The 16,560-nt window shown below is 64.3% G+C and carries 19 protein-coding genes; 10 read left to right on the forward strand and 9 right to left on the reverse strand.

From position 1 onward, the window contains the following. Nucleotides 1-52: 52 nt before the first annotated feature. The gene (locus tag G513_RS0107570) at nucleotides 53-868 is read right to left on the reverse strand and encodes a crotonase/enoyl-CoA hydratase family protein (RefSeq protein WP_022976223.1); all 816 of its coding nucleotides are present in this window, start codon (nucleotides 866-868) and stop codon (nucleotides 53-55) included. A 135-nt stretch (nucleotides 869-1,003) separates the two neighbouring features. On the opposite strand from G513_RS0107570, the gene pmbA reads away from it, so the two are divergent. Both pmbA and G513_RS0107580 read left to right on the forward strand, forming a co-directional pair. Beyond that, on the forward strand, nucleotides 1,004-2,365 hold the full coding sequence (pmbA, locus tag G513_RS0107575; protein WP_022976224.1) for a metalloprotease PmbA: 1,362 nt from the start codon (nucleotides 1,004-1,006) through the stop codon (nucleotides 2,363-2,365). A 38-nt stretch (nucleotides 2,366-2,403) separates the two neighbouring features. Beyond that, nucleotides 2,404-2,730 (forward strand): hypothetical protein, encoded by a 327-nt coding sequence (locus G513_RS0107580; protein ID WP_156891482.1) that lies wholly within the window; start codon nucleotides 2,404-2,406, stop codon nucleotides 2,728-2,730. Nucleotides 2,731-2,749: 19 nt separating this feature from the next. Here the strand turns inward: G513_RS0107580 and G513_RS21960 are convergent, their stop codons facing one another. The 3 genes from G513_RS21960 to tsaD are packed head-to-tail and all read right to left on the reverse strand — an operon-like array spanning nucleotide 2,750 to nucleotide 4,658. Continuing rightward, complete coding sequence (locus G513_RS21960) at nucleotides 2,750-3,157, reverse strand: hypothetical protein (RefSeq protein WP_022976226.1); 408 nt, start codon at nucleotides 3,155-3,157, stop codon at nucleotides 2,750-2,752. 41 nt (nucleotides 3,158-3,198) lie between these two features. Continuing rightward, nucleotides 3,199-3,582, reverse strand: a complete 384-nt coding sequence (folB, locus tag G513_RS0107590) for a dihydroneopterin aldolase (protein WP_022976227.1) — start codon at nucleotides 3,580-3,582, stop codon at nucleotides 3,199-3,201. A gap of 53 nt (nucleotides 3,583-3,635) precedes the next feature. Then, nucleotides 3,636-4,658, reverse strand: coding sequence for a tRNA (adenosine(37)-N6)-threonylcarbamoyltransferase complex transferase subunit TsaD (gene tsaD / locus G513_RS0107595; RefSeq protein ID WP_028475263.1), 1,023 nt, complete (start codon nucleotides 4,656-4,658; stop codon nucleotides 3,636-3,638). A gap of 130 nt (nucleotides 4,659-4,788) precedes the next feature. Here tsaD and rpsU point away from each other — a divergent pair, with 130 nt between their 5' ends. The 3 genes from rpsU to dnaG all read left to right on the forward strand — a co-directional run bounded on the left by rpsU (nucleotide 4,789) and on the right by dnaG (nucleotide 7,409). Then, nucleotides 4,789-5,004: a 30S ribosomal protein S21 gene (gene rpsU / locus G513_RS0107600; RefSeq protein WP_022976229.1), complete on the forward strand. Its 216-nt coding sequence runs from the start codon at nucleotides 4,789-4,791 to the stop codon at nucleotides 5,002-5,004. A gap of 125 nt (nucleotides 5,005-5,129) precedes the next feature. Beyond that, the gene (locus G513_RS0107605; protein WP_022976230.1) at nucleotides 5,130-5,576 is read left to right on the forward strand and encodes a GatB/YqeY domain-containing protein; all 447 of its coding nucleotides are present in this window, start codon (nucleotides 5,130-5,132) and stop codon (nucleotides 5,574-5,576) included. A gap of 84 nt (nucleotides 5,577-5,660) precedes the next feature. Next, a complete protein-coding gene (gene dnaG, locus G513_RS0107610; protein ID WP_022976231.1) occupies nucleotides 5,661-7,409 on the forward strand; it encodes a DNA primase in 1,749 nt (582 codons plus the stop codon). A 6-nt stretch (nucleotides 7,410-7,415) separates the two neighbouring features. Here the strand turns inward: dnaG and G513_RS0107615 are convergent, their stop codons facing one another. Then, nucleotides 7,416-7,859, reverse strand: a complete 444-nt coding sequence (locus tag G513_RS0107615; RefSeq protein ID WP_022976232.1) for a hypothetical protein — start codon at nucleotides 7,857-7,859, stop codon at nucleotides 7,416-7,418. Nucleotides 7,860-8,046: 187 nt separating this feature from the next. Here G513_RS0107615 and rpoD point away from each other — a divergent pair, with 187 nt between their 5' ends. After that, complete coding sequence (rpoD, locus tag G513_RS0107620) at nucleotides 8,047-9,894, forward strand: RNA polymerase sigma factor RpoD (protein ID WP_022976233.1); 1,848 nt, start codon at nucleotides 8,047-8,049, stop codon at nucleotides 9,892-9,894. A 137-nt stretch (nucleotides 9,895-10,031) separates the two neighbouring features. Here rpoD and G513_RS0107625 read toward each other — a convergent pair whose 3' ends face one another. After that, nucleotides 10,032-10,418 carry a c-type cytochrome gene (locus G513_RS0107625; protein WP_033417493.1) on the reverse strand — a complete coding sequence of 129 codons (387 nt, stop codon included), beginning with the start codon at nucleotides 10,416-10,418 and terminating at the stop codon, nucleotides 10,032-10,034. A gap of 8 nt (nucleotides 10,419-10,426) precedes the next feature. After that, complete coding sequence (locus G513_RS0107630) at nucleotides 10,427-10,753, reverse strand: c-type cytochrome (protein WP_022976235.1); 327 nt, start codon at nucleotides 10,751-10,753, stop codon at nucleotides 10,427-10,429. Between the two features lie 211 nt (nucleotides 10,754-10,964). Between G513_RS0107630 and G513_RS0107635 the strand changes: the two genes are divergently transcribed. Both G513_RS0107635 and ppx read left to right on the forward strand, forming a co-directional pair. After that, the gene (locus G513_RS0107635) at nucleotides 10,965-11,357 is read left to right on the forward strand and encodes an MAPEG family protein (protein WP_028475265.1); all 393 of its coding nucleotides are present in this window, start codon (nucleotides 10,965-10,967) and stop codon (nucleotides 11,355-11,357) included. 5 nt (nucleotides 11,358-11,362) lie between these two features. Beyond that, a complete protein-coding gene (gene ppx, locus G513_RS0107640) occupies nucleotides 11,363-12,883 on the forward strand; it encodes an exopolyphosphatase (RefSeq protein WP_022976237.1) in 1,521 nt (506 codons plus the stop codon). 8 nt (nucleotides 12,884-12,891) lie between these two features. Here ppx and fabR read toward each other — a convergent pair whose 3' ends face one another. Continuing rightward, entirely contained in the window at nucleotides 12,892-13,566 is a 675-nt protein-coding gene (gene fabR / locus G513_RS0107645; RefSeq protein ID WP_022976238.1) for an HTH-type transcriptional repressor FabR, read from the reverse strand. 191 nt (nucleotides 13,567-13,757) lie between these two features. On the opposite strand from fabR, the gene G513_RS0107650 reads away from it, so the two are divergent. Together G513_RS0107650 and G513_RS21965 are read left to right on the forward strand one after the other, a co-directional pair. Next, entirely contained in the window at nucleotides 13,758-14,879 is a 1,122-nt protein-coding gene (locus tag G513_RS0107650; RefSeq protein WP_022976239.1) for a ferredoxin reductase, read from the forward strand. Between the two features lie 42 nt (nucleotides 14,880-14,921). Then, nucleotides 14,922-16,055 (forward strand): fatty acid desaturase family protein, encoded by a 1,134-nt coding sequence (locus G513_RS21965; RefSeq protein ID WP_022976240.1) that lies wholly within the window; start codon nucleotides 14,922-14,924, stop codon nucleotides 16,053-16,055. A gap of 52 nt (nucleotides 16,056-16,107) precedes the next feature. Here G513_RS21965 and mscL read toward each other — a convergent pair whose 3' ends face one another. Next, nucleotides 16,108-16,515: a large-conductance mechanosensitive channel protein MscL gene (mscL, locus tag G513_RS0107660; RefSeq protein ID WP_022976241.1), complete on the reverse strand. Its 408-nt coding sequence runs from the start codon at nucleotides 16,513-16,515 to the stop codon at nucleotides 16,108-16,110. Nucleotides 16,516-16,560 lie beyond the last annotated feature (45 nt).

The following is a 16,560-nucleotide window of genomic DNA, read 5'->3' on the forward strand; positions in this document are numbered from 1 at the left end:
CCGTTGCCATCTGCCGTGAGCTTGTTCACGCATGGCAGCCTGCCCTGTTGCTTCAGTCAGCGAACGTCGGCTTGCGCTTCTGCAGGTAGGCACCAACCGCTTCCTGGATATCGGCCGAGATCAGCATCGCAGCGTTCCAGCCGGCGACGAATTCCAGGCCTTCGGCGACCGTGTGGTCCCGCGAATAGAGCAAGCTTTTCTTGACGCCGCGGACGGTGATCGGCGATTTCGCCGCAAGCTCGCGGGCCAGGGTTTCGACGTGGGCCATCAGCGCTTCAGAGGTGGCGAACACGCCGTTGACCAGGCCGATACGCTCGGCTTTGTTGCCATCGAAGGTTTCGGCGGTATAGGTCAGCTCGGCGACCCGGCCGTAGCCGATGATCGGCTGCAGGCGCTGCACGGTGCCGACATCGGCGACCACGGCGAGGTCGACTTCCTTGATGCAGAACTTCGCATCGGCCGTCGCATAGCGCAGGTCGCAGGCCGCGATCATGTCGACCCCGGCACCGACGCAGGCACCGGTGATCGCGGCAATCACCGGCACCCGGATGTTTTCGATCGCGGTCATCGTTGCCTGGGCGCCGAGGATCCAGTCGCGCAGGTATTCGCGTGCCCGCGCCGGGCAGCCCGGTCCCAGCACTCGCTGGCTGAGGCCGGCGAGCACTTCGAGATCGATGCCGGCGGTGAAATGCTTGCCGCTGCCCGCGAGGATCACCACACGCACCTGCTTCTGGGTGTTCAGCCAGGCGGCGGCCTGAGGCAGCTCGGCCCACATCGCTTCGGACATCGCATTGGCCTTGTCCGGCCGATTCAGCAGCAGGCGGGCGACGGGGCCGTCGAGTTCGATCTTGAGCGTGGTGAAGTTCATGGGAGCAGGTTCGTGGAGGATGGAGTGGCGGCAGCGAACCAATCTTCGCACGGGCCCGCGCCGCCTTCGCCAGCCTTTACGCCCGTGGATTGCCGTAAGCTGCCGCGATCCTTTGCGACCTTTCCGTCCCTGCTAATGACTGCAACGCCCCCGGCCCGGATTCAGGGCCTGCCCGAAGCCCGCGACCTCGAACCGCGTCTGCACGCTGCGCTGGCGCTGGCGCAATCACTGGGTGCCAGTGCTGCTGAAAGCTATCTCGGTGTCAGCCGCGGCCTGTCGGTGGCTGTGCGTCAAGGTGAAGTCGAATCGGTACAGTTCCAGCGCGATCGTGATCTGTCGGTCACGGTGTTCTTCGGCCATCGCACCGGCTCGGCGAGCACCACGGACCTGTCCGATGCAGCACTGAAGCGCACCGTCGAAGCGGCCTGCGCAATTGCCCGCGTCGGTGGCGAAGATCCCTGCATCGGCCTCGCCGATCCGTCGCGGATGGCGCGCGAATTTCCCGATCTCGATCTCTATCACCCGGCGATCGTCGAGCCGGAAGCGGCCATTGATCTCGCCCGCGAGTGCGAGGCTGCGGCGTTTGCCGCCGATGCGCGCATTACCCAATCGGAAGGCGCCAGCGTCGACACCCGCGAATCCCTGAGCCTGTACGCCAACACCCACGGCTTCCTCGGCTGCCGCCGTGCCACCGATTACAGCCTTGGCTGCGCCGCGATCGCGGTTGACGGCGATGCGATGCAGGTCGGCCACTGGTACAGCGCGACACGTCGCTACGCCGATCTCGACGCTGCTGCCGCGATCGGCAAGCGTGCCGGCGAGCGAGCTGCTGCGCGCCTCGGCGGCCGCTCGGTGAGCACGCAGACCGCGCCGGTGCTGTTTCCGGCCGAAGTGGCGCGCGGCCTGTTCGGTCACTTCATCGGCGCGATTTCAGGCGCTTCCCTGTATCGCCGTGCCAGCTTCCTGCACGGCAAGCTCGGTGAAGCGGTGTTCGCATCGAGAGTGAGCGCCCGGCAGATGCCGTGGCTGCTCCGCGGCGCCAGCAGCAGCGCCTACGATCAGGAAGGCGTGGCGACGACCGAGCGCCAGCTGATCGATCACGGCGTGCTCGGCGGCTATCTGCTCGGCAGCTACAGCGCCCGCAAGCTGGGTATGGAATCGACCGGCAATGCCGGCGGCATCTATAACCTGATCGTCGATTCGACCTTCGACGGCGGCCTTGAAGCGCTGGCCCGCGAGATGGGCCATGGCCTGATCGCCACCGATCTGATGGGCCAGGGCGTCAACACCGTGACCGGCGACTATTCGCGCGCCGCCAGCGGCTTCTGGGTCGAGAACGGCGTCATTGCCTACCCGGTCGACGAGATCACCATCGCCGGCAATCTGGCGACCATGTACCGCGGCATCGCCGCGATCGGCTCCGATGTCGATACCCGGGGCGGCGTGCGCTGCGGCTCGGTGCTGATCGACGCGATGACCGTCGCTGGCGGCGCTTGAACGGGCTTCTGGTCAAACTTCAAACAAGGATCTGCCGCGTGTTCCGAACTGCATTGCTGATCACCGCCGCTCTCGTCCTTGCTGGCTGCGCCTCGCGCGGCACTCAGGATTGCGAAGCGATTGCCGGCCCGGGCTGGTCACGGCTCTCCGCCACGCCCGCCGATGGCAGCGAACTGCTGGTTCGCGCCAATCTCCCCGATAACGCTGAGGTGTTGTGGTTCAGCCAGGGCAAGGATCAGGTGATGGTCTGCGATCCCTCGAACAGCCTGGTCAACCCGGGCTGCGGCGGCTCGACGGCCTACCAGTTCGAGCGCAAGGCCGGCGCCTGGGTGTCACGCGGCGTGCTGCTGCCGGTCTGCGACTAGCGCAGGCTGAAGAGGCTGCTCAGCCAGCCTTCTTTTTCGCTGCTGCCTTGCTGGGCGCAGCTTTCTTGACTGCCTTCTTGGCGGCCTTGGATGCCGTCGCCTTGCGCGGCGCGGCGGGCTTGGCGGGCGGCTCCGGCGCCATGCGCGAAGCAGCCTCGGTCGACTCTTCGATGTTCTCGAACTGATCGGAAATCAGCTGGCCGATCTCGCGGTTGATGCGGCGGATCGCGTCGTAGACGACACCGATGGTCTGCTGCTGCTTCTGGCGCAGTCCGGTCTTGTCCTCGGTCAGCAGGCCGGTCTGCTCCAGCGCTTCGAACGGCAGATCGGCGATGTACTCGTGCACCGCTTGCACGGAAGTCGCGCCGCGATCGACGGCTTCCTGGATGAAATCCTTCAGCAGCTCGATGCGTTGCAGTTTCTTCATGACGCGCGCTCGACGAAAGAGACGGGCCGACAGGATAACCGTCAGCGCACGCCGCAGGCGGCGTAATCCTCGCGCCGGCGATCAATGCGCACGCCGACCGTCCGCGCCGCATCGACCGCGCCAGGCTTGCCGATGGTCATCCGCAGGCTGGCGATCGGAAAGCGCTCGAACAGCATCCGCGCCAGGGTTTCAGCCAGGGTTTCCAGCAACTGGAAGCGGCGCTCGGCAGCGAGCCGGATGATCGCGTCGGCGACTGCGCTGTAGTCGATGGCATCGCGGATGCGGTCGCTCGATGCTGCTTCGCGAATATCGGTGCCCATCTCCAGATCGATCAGCAGCGGACGCGGTGCGTTCTGCTCATGGGCGTGAACGCCGATGATGGTTTCGATTTGCAGTGCCTGGATGAAGACGGTGTCGAGCGGCATGAGTCGGATCGTGGTGACGTGGGTTTGGGACTGAGGCGCAGAAGAAGCGACGATCAGGCAGTTGCGGGTGCAGGCGCGCGCAGTTCATGCAGCGGCCAGCGTGCGCGCGCTGGCAGGCCAGCGCTGCGCTCGCCGACAGACAGCCGCGCCCAGCCCGCGTAGGCGATCATCGCCGCGTTGTCGGTGCAGAACTCGGGGCGCGGAAAGAACAGACCGGCGCCGCGCTTGTCGGTCGCAACCTTGAGGCGCGCGCGCAGACGCTGGTTGGCGCCGACGCCGCCAGCGACGACCAGCGCACTCAGGCCGGTGGCATCGAGCGCGCGTTCGCACTTGATCGCCAGAGTGTCGGTCACCGCTTCCTCGAAGGCGCGGGCGAGATCGGCCTTGGCCTGGCTGTCAAAGTCCGGTTTCAGCTGGTTCAGCACCGCGGTCTTCAGCCCGCTGAAGCTGAACTCGAGCCCGGGGCGATCGGTCATCGGTCGCGAGAAGCGGAACACGCCGGGCCGGCCGTCCTTCGCCAGCTTCGCCAGCTCCGGGCCGCCGGGATATGGCAGGCCCAGCGCTTTCGCCGTCTTGTCGAAAGCCTCGCCAGCGGCATCGTCGAGCGTCTCGCCGAGAATCTCGTAACGGCCGACGCCATCCACGCGCGCCAGCATCGTGTGGCCGCCGGAAACCAGCAGCGCCACGAACGGGAATTGCGGGCGCGGCGTTTCCAGCATCGGCGCCAGCAGATGACCTTCGAGATGATGGATCGGCAGCAGCGGCTTTTCGATGGCAGCGGCCAGACCTGCCGCGAACGCACCCCCTACCAGCAGCGCGCCGATCAAGCCAGGGCCGGCCGTGTAGGCGATGCCGTCGAGTTCGGACGCGGCCAGGCCTGCTTCGGCAAGCACGGCAGCCACCAGCATCTGGATGCGGCCGACGTGGTCTCGTGCCGCCAGTTCCGGAACCACGCCGCCATACTCGGCATGCATTGCCGCCTGGCTGTGCAGGACATGGGCAAGCAGGCCCGCCTCGCCGTCATAGATGGCAGCGGCGGTTTCATCGCAGGAGGTTTCAAGGCCGAGAACGCGCATGCCGAGCATTGTGGGGCATGGCGCGTTGCTTTACAGCCGACGATTGACTAGACTTTGCGCCCCTCCTGATCTGCCTGCTGATCGGAGTGCTTCCCTAATTCCGTTTTTGTCCGCTGTTGAGAGTGAACTGATGCCGAATGTCCGCGTCCGCGATAACGAGCCCTTTGAAGTTGCTCTTCGCCGTTTCAAGCGTACCTGCGAAAAGGCCGGCGTTCTGACCGACCTCCGCAAGAAGGAATTCTTCGAAAAGCCGAGCCAGGAACGCAAGCGCAAGCGCGCTGCTGCCGTGAAGCGTCAGGCCAAGAAGGTTTCCCGCGAAACCTCGAAGCAGATCCGGCTGTACTAAGCGAATCTGCCGCTCTGACCAGTGCCGCGCCATTCTTGGCGCGGACTGTTCAATAAAAAGCACTCCAAATCGCGCCTCTGGGCGCGATTTGTGTTTTTCCCGATTCCATATTCAGGCGCCTTCCCATGACCGATCTCAAGACCCGCATCACCGAAGACGTGAAGCTGGCGATGAAGGCCGGCGACAAGGCGCGCCTCGGCGTGCTGCGCATGCTGACTTCGGAAATGAAGAATCGCGAAGTCGTCGACAGCGTCGAGCTGACCGATGCAGTGGTGATCGCCACGCTCGAAAAGATGCTCAAGCAGCGTCGCGATTCCGAATCGCAGTTCCTCGCCGGTAACCGGCCGGATCTCGCCGCCATTGAAGCAGCGGAAATCGTCGTGCTGACCGGCTATCTGCCGCAGCAGTTGAGCGATGAGGAAGTCGGCGCACTGATCGCTCAGGGCATCAGCGAAACCGGTGCCGTCGGCATGAAGGAAATGGGCAAGGTCATGGCCTGGCTGAAGCCGCAGGTTGCCGGCAAGACCGACATGGGCAAGCTGTCCGGGCTGATCAAGGCCAAGCTGGGATAAAGCTGCAAGCTTGTAGCTGGCGGTCGAACATTGATTCGTTGCCGCCGACTAGCCACTGAACGCTAGTCACTGGACACTGTTGCCATGTCCCGCATTCCAGACGCCTTCATTCAAGACCTGCTGACGCGCATCGACATCGTCGAAGTGGTCGGCTCGCGGGTCGAGTTGAAGCGTGCCGGCCGAGAGTACAAGGGCCTGTCGCCGTTCACCAACGAGAAATCACCCTCGTTCTTCGTCAATCCGGCGAAGCAGATGTTCTTCGATTTTTCGTCCGGCAAGAACGGCACGGCGATCACCTTCCTGATGGAAAACGATCGCCTGAGCTTCGTCGAAGCGGTCGAAGAACTGGCCAAGCGCGCCGGTGTTGACGTCCCCCGCGAAGGTGGCAACGAAGTCAGCCGCCTGGTGCTCGATGGGCCGCTCGATGCGCTGGCGGTCGCCGAGAAGTTCTACCGCGGCCAGCTGCGCACGCATCAACCGGCGATCGACTATCTGAAGAAGCGCGGCCTCGATGGCGAGACCGCCAAGCTGTTCAACGTCGGCTACGCACCCGAATCCTGGGATGCGCTGACTCGCCTGTTTCCCGAGGCCGACGGCCAGCGCAAGCATGCGATGGACGCCGGCCTGCTGATCGAGCGCGACAGTGGTGGCGGTGCCTATGACCGCTTCCGCAACCGCGTGATGTTCCCGATCCGCGACACCCGCGGCCGCACGATCGGCTTCGGTGGCCGCACCCTGGCGAACGATCCGGCGAAGTATCTGAACTCGCCCGAGACGCCGCTGTTCCACAAGGGCCGCAACCTGTTCGGCCTGTTCGAAGCGAAGCAGTCGACGAAATCGGAGCTGACGTCGCTGTTGGTCGTCGAGGGCTACATGGATGTGGTCATGCTCGCCCAGCACGGCATCCGCAACGCGGTCGCCACGCTCGGCACGGCGACCACGCGCGAGCACCTGACCCTGCTGTTCAAGTCGACCCAGCGCGTGGTGTTCTGTTTCGATGGCGACCGTGCCGGCCGCTCGGCCGCCTGGCGCGCGCTGGAACAGGCGCTGCCGGAAGTGTTCGACAACCGCGAATGCCGCTTCATGTTCCTGCCGGACGGTCACGATCCGGATTCGCTGGTCCAGGAAATCGGCGCCGACGCTTTCCGCGTGCTGATCGAGCAGGCGCAGCCGCTATCGGACTTCCTGCTCGGCGAGCTTCAGAAGCAGGTCAACATCGCTACGCTTGATGGCCGCGCCCGTTTGCCAGGCCTCGCCCGCCCGCATGTCGAGAAGCTGCGCGATGGGCCGCTGCGCGCCCTGATCGTCGATGAACTGGCGCGGCTGACACGTCTTGGCCGCGGCGATCTCGAAGCGGCCCTGGCGGCCAGAGCGAAGCCCGAAGCTGCAGCCTCCTCGGCACCGAACGACAACGCGCGACGAGTCGAAAGCCCGGGCGCGAAGCCGGTGCGCATCGCGCTGCAACTGCTGCTCGAAGAGCCGGCCCTGGCGTCGAAAGCCGAACATCTCGGCCAGATCGAGATGCTCGCCCAGCCCGGCCTGGACATCCTGATCGACACCATCGAGTTCTTTCGCGAGAACCCGGAGGCTCATGCTGCACAATGGCTGGAACTGCATCGCGGCACCGCCCGTGGCGCAGCACTTACTCGCATCAGTGCCATGCCGTTGACCATCGCCGACGCCTCGCTGGAGGCGGAATTTCTCGACTGCCTGACGCATCTGCGCAAGCGGGCGATCCGCGAACGTCAGCAGGCACTGCTCGATACTGCCCGCGAGCGCTCGCTGGAACCGGCCGAGCAGGCCGAACTGATGGCGCTGATGCAGCGACCCTGACCGGCCTCAGCTCGACGGTTCGCTGATCACGGCCAGATCGGCAAGTGCCCAGCCGCCAGCGCCGCGCCGGAACTTGAGGCGCCAGCGCTGCTCGCCACCAGCGTAGACCGCGCGATATTCCCGGTTGATGCAGCCGCTGAAGATCGTCGCTTCGATCGGCTGCAGCCGGACCGGCCCCCTCGACGCGCCGAGGCTGATGCTGGCCGGGGTCAGCGCGCGCTGCTGCACATCGAGCGCTATCGCCAGGGCCGAGTCGTTCGCGCGACCCAGCGTCGCTGCGCTCTTGAACGCTTCGTCGACGCGTCCGCTGGCGGCGGCTTCAACCAGTGCCAGACCGGCCGCAGTGGCTGCAGACTCGTTGCGCGGAGCAGCCATTGCCGCGGCTGATGCCAAGCCCGCCAGCAGCACGGCAATGCCGGAAATCGAACGAAAAACCGTGAAGATGGTCATTGGGGTCGTGCTCTGATGTCGTCCCGAACACTTACGCCGGCCGGCAACGAGCGGATGCGCGGCGCTTGCAAGCGCCGACCTTGCCCCCATTTCTGCGCATCTGGCTGGCTGATTGACCGCCTAATCCAGTAAACTGCGCAGTTCTTGACCGACGCCACACACGCCGGTTTCACGCAAGAGTATTCAGATGGCAGCAGCTGACCAGCAATCCCAGATCAAGAACCTGATCGCGCTCGGCAAGGAAAAGGGCTTCCTGACCTTTGCCGAAGTGTCCGACAGCCTGCCTGAAATCGTCGATTCGGAGCAGATCGACGACGTCATCACGATGATCCAGGGCATGGGCATTCCGGTCCATGACGAAGCCCCGGACACCGAGGCCCAGCTGTTCAGCGAGCCGGCCGTTGCCGCCGCCGAGGACGACGAGGAAGCCGCAGAGGAAGCCGCTGCCGCGCTTGCCGCCAGCGATTCCGAGTTCGGCCGCACCACCGATCCAGTGCGCATGTACATGCGCGAAATGGGCTCGGTCGAGTTGCTTGATCGCGAGGGCGAAATCCGTATCGCCAAGCGCATCGAGGAAGGCCTGGGCGAAGCGCTGTATGCGATGGCCAGCTATCCGGAAACGGTGGCGATCCTGCTCGAACAGTACGACAACGCCGTCAACGGCAAGAAGCGTCTGGCCGAAGTCGTGGTCGGCTTCTTCGATCCGAACGCACCGGTGCCAGCTGCGCCTGAAGAAGTGCTGCCGCCGGAAGTCGCCGAAATCGAGCCGGAAGTGGTCGAAGGCGCTGCTGAAGAGGAAGAAGAGGAAGCCGTCGATACGGGTCCGGATCCGGTCCTGTGCGCGGAGAACTTCGGCAAGCTGCAGGCGCTCTATGACGAGGCCTGGGATTCGCTGCTCCGCCTCGGTACCGCCAGCAAGAAGACGCAGGCTCGCCGCGCCGCGGTAGCCGATCTGATCATGACCTTCCGGCTGTCGCCGAAGATCGTCGTCGAAGTCACCAACAACCTGCGCAACAAGGTCGAGCTGATCCGTTCGATCGAGCGTTCGGTGCTGCGCATCTGCGTGGCCGAATGCGGCATGTCGCGCGAAGAATTCCTGGTCAAGTACCGCGAAGGCGGCACGGCCGATCTCGGCTGGCTGGAAAAGGCCATCCGCGCCAAGCGCAAGTATTCGGCGGCGCTGGCGACCAAGAAGGATGACATCAAGCTGCTGCAGGACCAGCTGACCCAGATCGAAGGCGACAACCTGCTGTCGATCGACGAGATCAAGGACATCTACCGGCGCATGACGGTCGGTGAAGCCAAGGCTCGCCGCGCCAAGAAGGAAATGGTCGAAGCCAACCTTCGCCTGGTGATCTCGATCGCCAAGAAATACACCAACCGCGGCCTGCAGTTCCTCGATCTCATCCAGGAAGGCAACATCGGCCTGATGAAGGCGGTGGACAAGTTCGAATACCGCCGCGGCTACAAGTTCTCGACGTATGCCACCTGGTGGATTCGTCAGGCGATCACCCGTTCGATCGCCGATCAGGCGCGCACCATCCGCATCCCGGTGCACATGATCGAAACGATCAACAAGCTCAATCGCATCAGCCGCACGATGCTGCAGGAGATGGGCCGCGAGCCCACGCCTGAAGAGCTGGCGATCAAGATGGAAATGCCGGAAGACAAGGTTCGCAAGGTCCTCAAGATCGCCAAGGAACCGATCTCGATGGAAACCCCGATCGGCGACGACGAAGATTCGCATCTGGGCGATTTCATCGAAGACACGGCGGCCGTCTCGCCGCTGGAATCGGCGACCTCGCAGAGCCTGGCGGAAGCCACGCATCAGATACTGGCCTCGCTCACACCTCGCGAAGCCAAGGTTCTGCGCATGCGTTTCGGCATCGACATGAATACCGACCACACGCTGGAAGAAGTCGGCAAGCAGTTCGATGTCACCCGCGAGCGCATTCGTCAGATCGAAGCGAAGGCACTGCGCAAGCTGCGTCACCCGTCACGCGCGAACTACCTGCGTTCGTTCCTCGACGAATAAGCGACAACGCTCAAGCGGCTGTACAACAACCCCGCCGCGCGCGGGGTTGTTCGTTTCTGAAGGTCATCGACGGAGACCGGGCAATAAAAAACCGGCCCGTCGCACAAGCGAGGGGCCGGTTGGATCAGCCTAAGCTGTTACTTCTTGGCTTCGCCTTCCGGGCTGACCGTGTACAGCACCGGCTTCTGGCTGGAGTACCAGACCGCCAGCGCCTTGATGTCGGCATCGCTTAGACCAGCAGCCTGGCCGCCCATCACGGCGTTCTTGCGGGCGCCGCTCTTGTAGCCCTTCAGGGCCACTTCGAGGTAGCTGCGATGCTGGCCGGCAAGGTTAGGGAACAGCGGCGACGAGCTGACGCCGTTTTCGCCGTGGCAGGCAGCGCAGACGCCGACCTGGGCAGGCTTGCCGCCTGCGGCAGCAGCCGGGGCAGCGGCTTCTTCGTTGGCGGAGGCGACGCCGATGGCCGACAGGCCAAGCAGCGCAACGGCGATCGAGGACAGCAACTTCGAGGGACGGGAGTTCATCGTCGTGCTCACTTCTTTTCCGGGGCCTTGGTCAGATAGGCGGCGATGTCGGCCATGTCCTGATCGCTGAGGCTGGCAGCCTGTGCGTGCATGGTGGCGTGCGGACGCTCACCGGACTTGTAGGCTTTCAGCGCAGCGACGATGTATTCCGGATGCTGCCCACCGAGCTTCGGCACGTGGTAGCTCGGGTACACGTTCGTGTAGTTCACGATGCCGTGGCAGCCGTAACAGGTGTAAGCCTTGACCTTCCCCGCTGCGGCGTCGCCTTCGGCGTTGGCAGCGGTGCAGGTCAGGGCGGCGGTGAGGGCAATCAGGCCCCATCGCACTGAAATCATCAGGGTGTCTCCTAGGATCGTGGCAGTGCGCGAAGAGCAGCCGCGCAGCGGGCGGTATGGTCGGCGAATCCGGGGCTTGCGTCAATAAAACCGGCTGTTTCAGAGCCTGTTTTTGCGTTCGGCAGAGGGCATCGACACGATCGGGCTGGTCATCGAGTTCAGTTATAGTTCGGCGGCGTTCCTCTCGCCCGATCGTCGACCCGGTGCTGCCATGCAAATCCCCGTGACTGCCACCTGCGCTGCGCTTGGCGGTCTGCTGATCCTGGCACTGGCGCTGCGCGTATCGCTGCTGCGTGGCCGCCACCGGATCGCGCTCGGCGACGGCGGCAATCACGAGTTGCTGCGGGCTATCCGCGCCCACGCGAACACGGTCGAATTCCTGCCGATATTCGTGATCCTGTCGCTCTGCTACGAACTTTACGCCGGCGCAAACGGGATGCTGATCACGCTGGTCGCGCTGTTCCTGTTCGCCCGCTTCAGTTTCGCCATCGGCCTCAGCCTGGCGCCGGTGCATCCGCTGCGCCGGATCGGTGCCGGCCTGTCCTACCTCTGCCTGCTGCTGTTGTCGCTGCTGCTGCTGGCAGCGGTCATCACCTCGTTCTGACGACGGTGGCCGGCAAGCGCACGAAGCCCGCTGCGAATCCGGCAGCCGGAGAAGTGGCGGCGGTCGATCTCGGCTCCAATTCCTTCCACATGCTGGTGGCCCGTGACAGCGGCGGTCAGCTGCAGATCGTCGATCGTCTGCGCGATGCCGTGCGCCTGGCGGCCGGGCTCGATGCCAATCGCATGCTGACGGCCGAATCCGAAAGCCGTGCGCTGGATTGCCTGAAGCGCTTCGGCCAGCGCCTGCGCGGCATCCCGCCCGAGCGGGTGCGCGTGGTCGGCACCAACACCATGCGCCGGCTGGCAGATGGCGGCCGCTTCATGCGCTCGGCCGAGAAAGCGCTCGGGCACGAGATCGAAGTGATCTCCGGCGTCGAGGAAGCGCGCCTGGTCTACAACGGCGTCACCCACGGCCTTGGCAAGCCCAAGCCGCGACGGCTGGTGGTCGACATCGGCGGCGGCTCCACCGAGCTGATCATCGGTCAAGGCGCCGATCCGCGGCTGATGGAAAGCATGGCGCTCGGCTGCGTCACCCACACCCAACGCTATTTCGCGGACGGCGTCATCACCCGCGCGCGAATGCAGGAAGCGCGGCTGGCAGCGAGAGTCGAACTGGAATTCGTCGAGCGCCAGTACCGCGCCGCCGGCTGGGATGTCGCGATCGGCGCCAGCGGCACCGTGCGAGGCGTCTGGCGCGTGGCCCGCGCTCAGGGCTGGGCCGAAGAGAAGATCACCCGCGAAGCCGTCAACCGCACGGTGGAACTGGTGATCCGCACCGGCAACGTCGCCAGGATCGATTTCCCCGGCCTGCGCGAGGATCGTCGCCCGGTGTTCGCCGGCGGGCTGGCGGTGCTCGCCGGCGTCTTTGACAGCCTCGGCATCGATGCGATGGAAACCTCCGAGCACGCGCTGCGCGAAGGCCTGATCTACGACCTGCTCGGCCGGCTTGCCGACAACGACGTGCGCAGCCGCTCGGTCGATGCGATGGCAACCCGCTACGGCGTCGATCACGAACAGGCGCGTGAAGTCGAACGCTCGGCACTGAAGCTGCTCGACCAGGCACACGACGCCTGGCAGCTCGATCGCGAAGTCTCGGCGCGCCTGCTGCGCTGGGCGGCGCTGCTGCACGAGATCGGCCTGGTCATCGCCCACGAGGGCAGCCATCGCCACGGCGAGTACATGCTGCGCAATGCCGAGCTGTTCGGCTTCTCGCAGACCGATCAGCGTCTGGTCGCCGCCCTGGTGCGGCTGCAGCGCGGCAAGTTCGCCCAGAGCGCACTGGAAGATCTGCCGGAAAGCTGGAAGCAGCCGATCGCCAGACTTGCCGTGCTGTTCCGGCTTGCAATCGTGCTGCATCGCTCACGGGCGCCGGGGCTGCGCATTCCGTTCGAACTCGGCGCCAGCGGCAAGCAGTTGAAACTGGCATTCCGCAGCGGCTGGCTGGATCGTCATCCGCTGACCCGCGAGGATCTGGAGCTAGAAGCTGGCTACCTCGTGGCCGCCGGTTACAAGCTGCGCTTCAGCTAGTCAGCAGATCACTCGTCGCGCCAGAGCTGGGCGCCGAGAAAGATCACCCGCAGCTGGTTGACCAGACTGTCTTCAAGCGGCTGGGACGCTTCGCCGGGCGGCAGATCGAGAATGTCGGTCGCCGCATTGAGCATGGTGCTGGCGACCAGACTGCAGATCATCTGCAGCGACTCGGGCGTCAGCTGCGGAAAGATCGCCAGATGACGCAGATCCTGGGTCAACTCGGCGGTGAACTGGTCGACCTCGTTGCGGATCGCGCCGCGAATCACCGGCGAGCCGCCGGTGCGCTCCCCGGCGATGAACAGGAAATGCAGGCGATTGGCCAGCACGAAGGCCGAATAGACCTGCACCGAGCGGCGAATCATGTCCTTCACCGGCGCGCCGGCGCGGCGCGCTTCACGGAGCATGCGACGCAGGGTCAGCGCGCTTTCCTCGACCAGTACCAGACCGAGCTCGTGGGTATCGCGGAAGTGGCGGTAGAACGAAGTGGGCACCACGCCGGCGACGCGGGTGATTTCGCGCAGACCCAGGGAATTGAAGCTGCGTCCCTCGTTCATCAGCTGCAGCGCGGCATCGATCAGCGCATCGCGGGTGCGCTGCTTGCGCTGGCCACGCGCGGGCAACACTTCCTCTTCGGATTCCGGAATTTCTGGCCCGGACGGTTGGCGACTGCGCACGCTCATCACTGTTCCTCGGTGTACAAGCGTGATGGTAACAGCGAAACCCCTTGAAAATCCGTGTTCTGGCCGCGTTCAGCCCGCGCACTGACCAGACAAGGGCAATCATCAGTGAACAGGTAGATATTTTCAGTGAACGATTGTTGACATACCGATCTTCTTGCGTGAACATACGTCCACCAACCGAGGAGCCCGTCATGTCTGCCACCGCCCCGCGTACCCATTTCTTCAGCACCGGCCTGCGCCGCGCGCTGAGCTCGCGCATCGCGGCCACGCTGGCCTATCCGCATGGCGTGGACCGCTACGTGGAGCATTTTGCGCCGACCTTCTCGCTGAACGAAGTCCGCGCCGAAGTGACCGCAGTCCGCTACCAGACCGGCGACAGCGTGACCATGACGCTGCGCCCGAACGGCAACTGGCAGGGCTTCCGCGCCGGCCAGTACGTGCGTCTGACGGTGGAGATCAACGGCGTGCGCCGTACGCGCTGCTATTCGCCGGCCAACTCGGTGCATGCCGCCGACGGCCTGATCGAACTGACCGCCAAGGCGCATGCCGGTGGCTTCGTTTCCAGGCATCTCCAGCAGGAGCTGCAGGTCGGCACGACGGTGGGTCTGTCGCAGGCCGAAGGCACGTTCGCGCTGCCGGAAACGCGTCCTTCGCGAGTCCTGCTGATCAGCGGCGGCAGCGGCATCACGCCAGTGATGGCGATGCTGCGCACGCTCTGCGATGAAGGCCACGCCGGTCAGATTACCTTCCTGCATTACTCGAACGCCGCGAAGGATCAGATCTACGCTGCCGAGCTGGCCGAGATCGCCGCGAAGCATCCGAACGTGCAGCTGCTGCGCGGCTATGTCGAAGCCGACCAGGGCGGCGAGCTGAGCGGCCTGTTCGGCCGCGCGCACCTGAATGACGCGGTGCCGGACTACGCCGAAGCGCAGACCTTCCTCTGCGGCCCGCCCGGCATGATGAAAGCTGTGCAGAAGCTGTGGGCCGATGAACGCATCGCCGAGCGCCTGCATCTCGAACACTTCACGGCCGCGCCGGTCGTCATCGACAGCGCCAATTCCGAAGGCGAAGTGCGCTTCGCTCGCAGCGAGCGTCTCGCCAAGAACAGCGGCGCCACCTTGCTCGATCAGGCCGAAGCCGCTGGCCTGAAGCCGGAATCGGGCTGCCGCATGGGCATCTGCCACGCATGCACCTGCCGCAAGACGGCGGGCCGCGTGCGCGATACCCGCACCGGCGAGATCAGCGATGCCGGCGAAGGCGATATCCAGATCTGCATCAGCGTGCCAGTCGGCACCGTGACGATCGAAATCTAAGCCCCCCAATTTACGACTCACGAATTGAACGAGAGAACGCTCATGACCGCCATCCAGAAAAACACTTTCAGCTCGCTCACGCCGGCCCAGTTCGCGGCCATCGGCACCGAGTTCGATGCCATCCGCAACCGCATGCGCGCCGACCTCGGCGAGCGCGACGCGAAGTACATCCGCACGATGATCAAGCGCCAGCGCCAGTTCGAAGTTGCCGGCCGCGTGATGATGATGATTCCGCCAGTCTGGCCGGCCGGTGTGGCCGCGCTGTCCGTGTCGAAGATTCTCGACAACATGGAGATCGGCCATAACGTCATGCACGGCCAGTACGACTGGATGGGCGATCCGTCACTGAACTCGAAGAACTTCGAGTGGGACAGCGCGGATACGTCCAAGAACTGGAAGATCACGCACAACTACGAACATCACACCTACACCAATGTCCTCAACAAGGACCATGACATCGGCTATGGCCTGCTGCGTATGTCGACCGATCAGAAGTGGGAGCCGCGCTTCCTCGCCAACCTGCCGTTGACGGTGCTGCTGCACACTTTCTTTCAGCACTTCGTCGCGGTGCAGAACCTGAAGCTCGAAGAGGTGATGATCTACAAGACCAAGACCCCGGCGCAGCTGAAGGAAGAGTTCAAGCCGGTGTGGAAGAAGATGCGCAAGCAGCTCGCCAAGGACTACGTGCTGTTCCCGCTATTGGCCGGCCCGATGGCGCCGATGGTGTTTGCCGGCAACGTGCTGGCCAACCTGGCGCGCAACATCTGGGCCTGTGCAGTCATCTTCAACGGCCACTTCCCGGAAGACGTCGAGCAGTTCCCGGAATCGGTGATCGAGAACGAAACGCGCGGCCAGTGGTACGTCCGCCAGCTGCTCGGCTCGGCCAACTTCAGCGGCGGCAAGCTGATGCACATCATGAGCGGCAACCTGAGCTTCCAGATCGAGCACCACCTGTTCCCGGACATCCCGGCGCATCGCTATGCCGAGATCGCCCCGGAAGTCCGCGCGATCTGCGAGAAGCATGGTCTGCCGTACAAGACCGGCTCGTTCTCACGCCAGACCCTGAGCACCTGGAAGCGCATCGCCAAGCTGTCACTGCCGTCCGGCAAGAGCGGCAAGATTTCGCCGCGGATGGCGAATGAAAAGCTGGTGGTGCCGATGGCGCTGGCTGCTTGATTGACTCATAGCCGGCCTGATTGATCAGGCCGGCTATTTTGAAACTCGGATCTCAGCTCTTCTTGAGCAGGTCGCGAATTTCCATCAACAGCTTTTCCTCATTGGTCGGCCCCGGCGGCGGTGGCGGTGCTGCCGCCTCGGCCTTCTTCATCGTGTTGATGCCCTTGACGACCAGGAAGATCACGAAGGCGACGATCAGGAAATTGATCACCGTCTGGATGAACTTGCCGTAGCTGAGCAGTACGGCCGGCGTCTTGCCGTCTTCCGAGGCGGCCTTCAGCACGAACGCCGATTTCGAGAAATCGACGCCGGCAGTCAGCTGACCAATCACCGGCATGATCACGTCGCCGACCAGCGAAGTGACGATGGCGCCGAACGCGGCGCCGATGACGACACCAACGGCAAGGTCGATGACGTTGCCGCGCATCGCGAAACTCTTGAACTCCTGGGCAATGCTCATGCTGTTCTCCGGGGGCTTGGAACGATTTTCTTGGTTGCAGCGAAT

Origin of the sequence: Nevskia ramosa DSM 11499, from assembly GCF_000420645.1 — a bacterium.
Classification (GTDB): Bacteria; Pseudomonadota; Gammaproteobacteria; order Nevskiales; family Nevskiaceae; genus Nevskia; species Nevskia ramosa.

Bases quoted from the DNA above. Each gene is read 5' to 3' on its own strand.
- mscL (WP_022976241.1), bottom strand. From the start codon at position 16,515: ATGAGCATTGCCCAGGAGTTCAAGAGTTTCGCGATGCGCGGCAACGTC.
- G513_RS0107605 (WP_022976230.1), top strand. From the start codon at position 5,130: ATGACCGATCTCAAGACCCGCATCACCGAAGACGTGAAGCTGGCGATG.
- pmbA (WP_022976224.1), top strand. From the start codon at position 1,004: ATGACTGCAACGCCCCCGGCCCGGATTCAGGGCCTGCCCGAAGCCCGC.
- folB (WP_022976227.1), bottom strand. From the start codon at position 3,582: ATGCCGCTCGACACCGTCTTCATCCAGGCACTGCAAATCGAAACCATC.
- G513_RS0107615 (WP_022976232.1), bottom strand. From the start codon at position 7,859: ATGACCATCTTCACGGTTTTTCGTTCGATTTCCGGCATTGCCGTGCTG.
- tsaD (WP_028475263.1), bottom strand. From the start codon at position 4,658: ATGCGCGTTCTCGGCCTTGAAACCTCCTGCGATGAAACCGCCGCTGCC.
- G513_RS0107570 (WP_022976223.1), bottom strand. From the start codon at position 868: ATGAACTTCACCACGCTCAAGATCGAACTCGACGGCCCCGTCGCCCGC.
- G513_RS0107635 (WP_028475265.1), top strand. From the start codon at position 10,965: ATGCAAATCCCCGTGACTGCCACCTGCGCTGCGCTTGGCGGTCTGCTG.
- G513_RS0107625 (WP_033417493.1), bottom strand. From the start codon at position 10,418: ATGAACTCCCGTCCCTCGAAGTTGCTGTCCTCGATCGCCGTTGCGCTG.
- G513_RS21960 (WP_022976226.1), bottom strand. From the start codon at position 3,157: ATGAAGAAACTGCAACGCATCGAGCTGCTGAAGGATTTCATCCAGGAA.
- rpoD (WP_022976233.1), top strand. From the start codon at position 8,047: ATGGCAGCAGCTGACCAGCAATCCCAGATCAAGAACCTGATCGCGCTC.
- G513_RS0107630 (WP_022976235.1), bottom strand. From the start codon at position 10,753: ATGATTTCAGTGCGATGGGGCCTGATTGCCCTCACCGCCGCCCTGACC.
- dnaG (WP_022976231.1), top strand. From the start codon at position 5,661: ATGTCCCGCATTCCAGACGCCTTCATTCAAGACCTGCTGACGCGCATC.
- G513_RS0107650 (WP_022976239.1), top strand. From the start codon at position 13,758: ATGTCTGCCACCGCCCCGCGTACCCATTTCTTCAGCACCGGCCTGCGC.
- rpsU (WP_022976229.1), top strand. From the start codon at position 4,789: ATGCCGAATGTCCGCGTCCGCGATAACGAGCCCTTTGAAGTTGCTCTT.
- fabR (WP_022976238.1), bottom strand. From the start codon at position 13,566: ATGAGCGTGCGCAGTCGCCAACCGTCCGGGCCAGAAATTCCGGAATCC.
- G513_RS21965 (WP_022976240.1), top strand. From the start codon at position 14,922: ATGACCGCCATCCAGAAAAACACTTTCAGCTCGCTCACGCCGGCCCAG.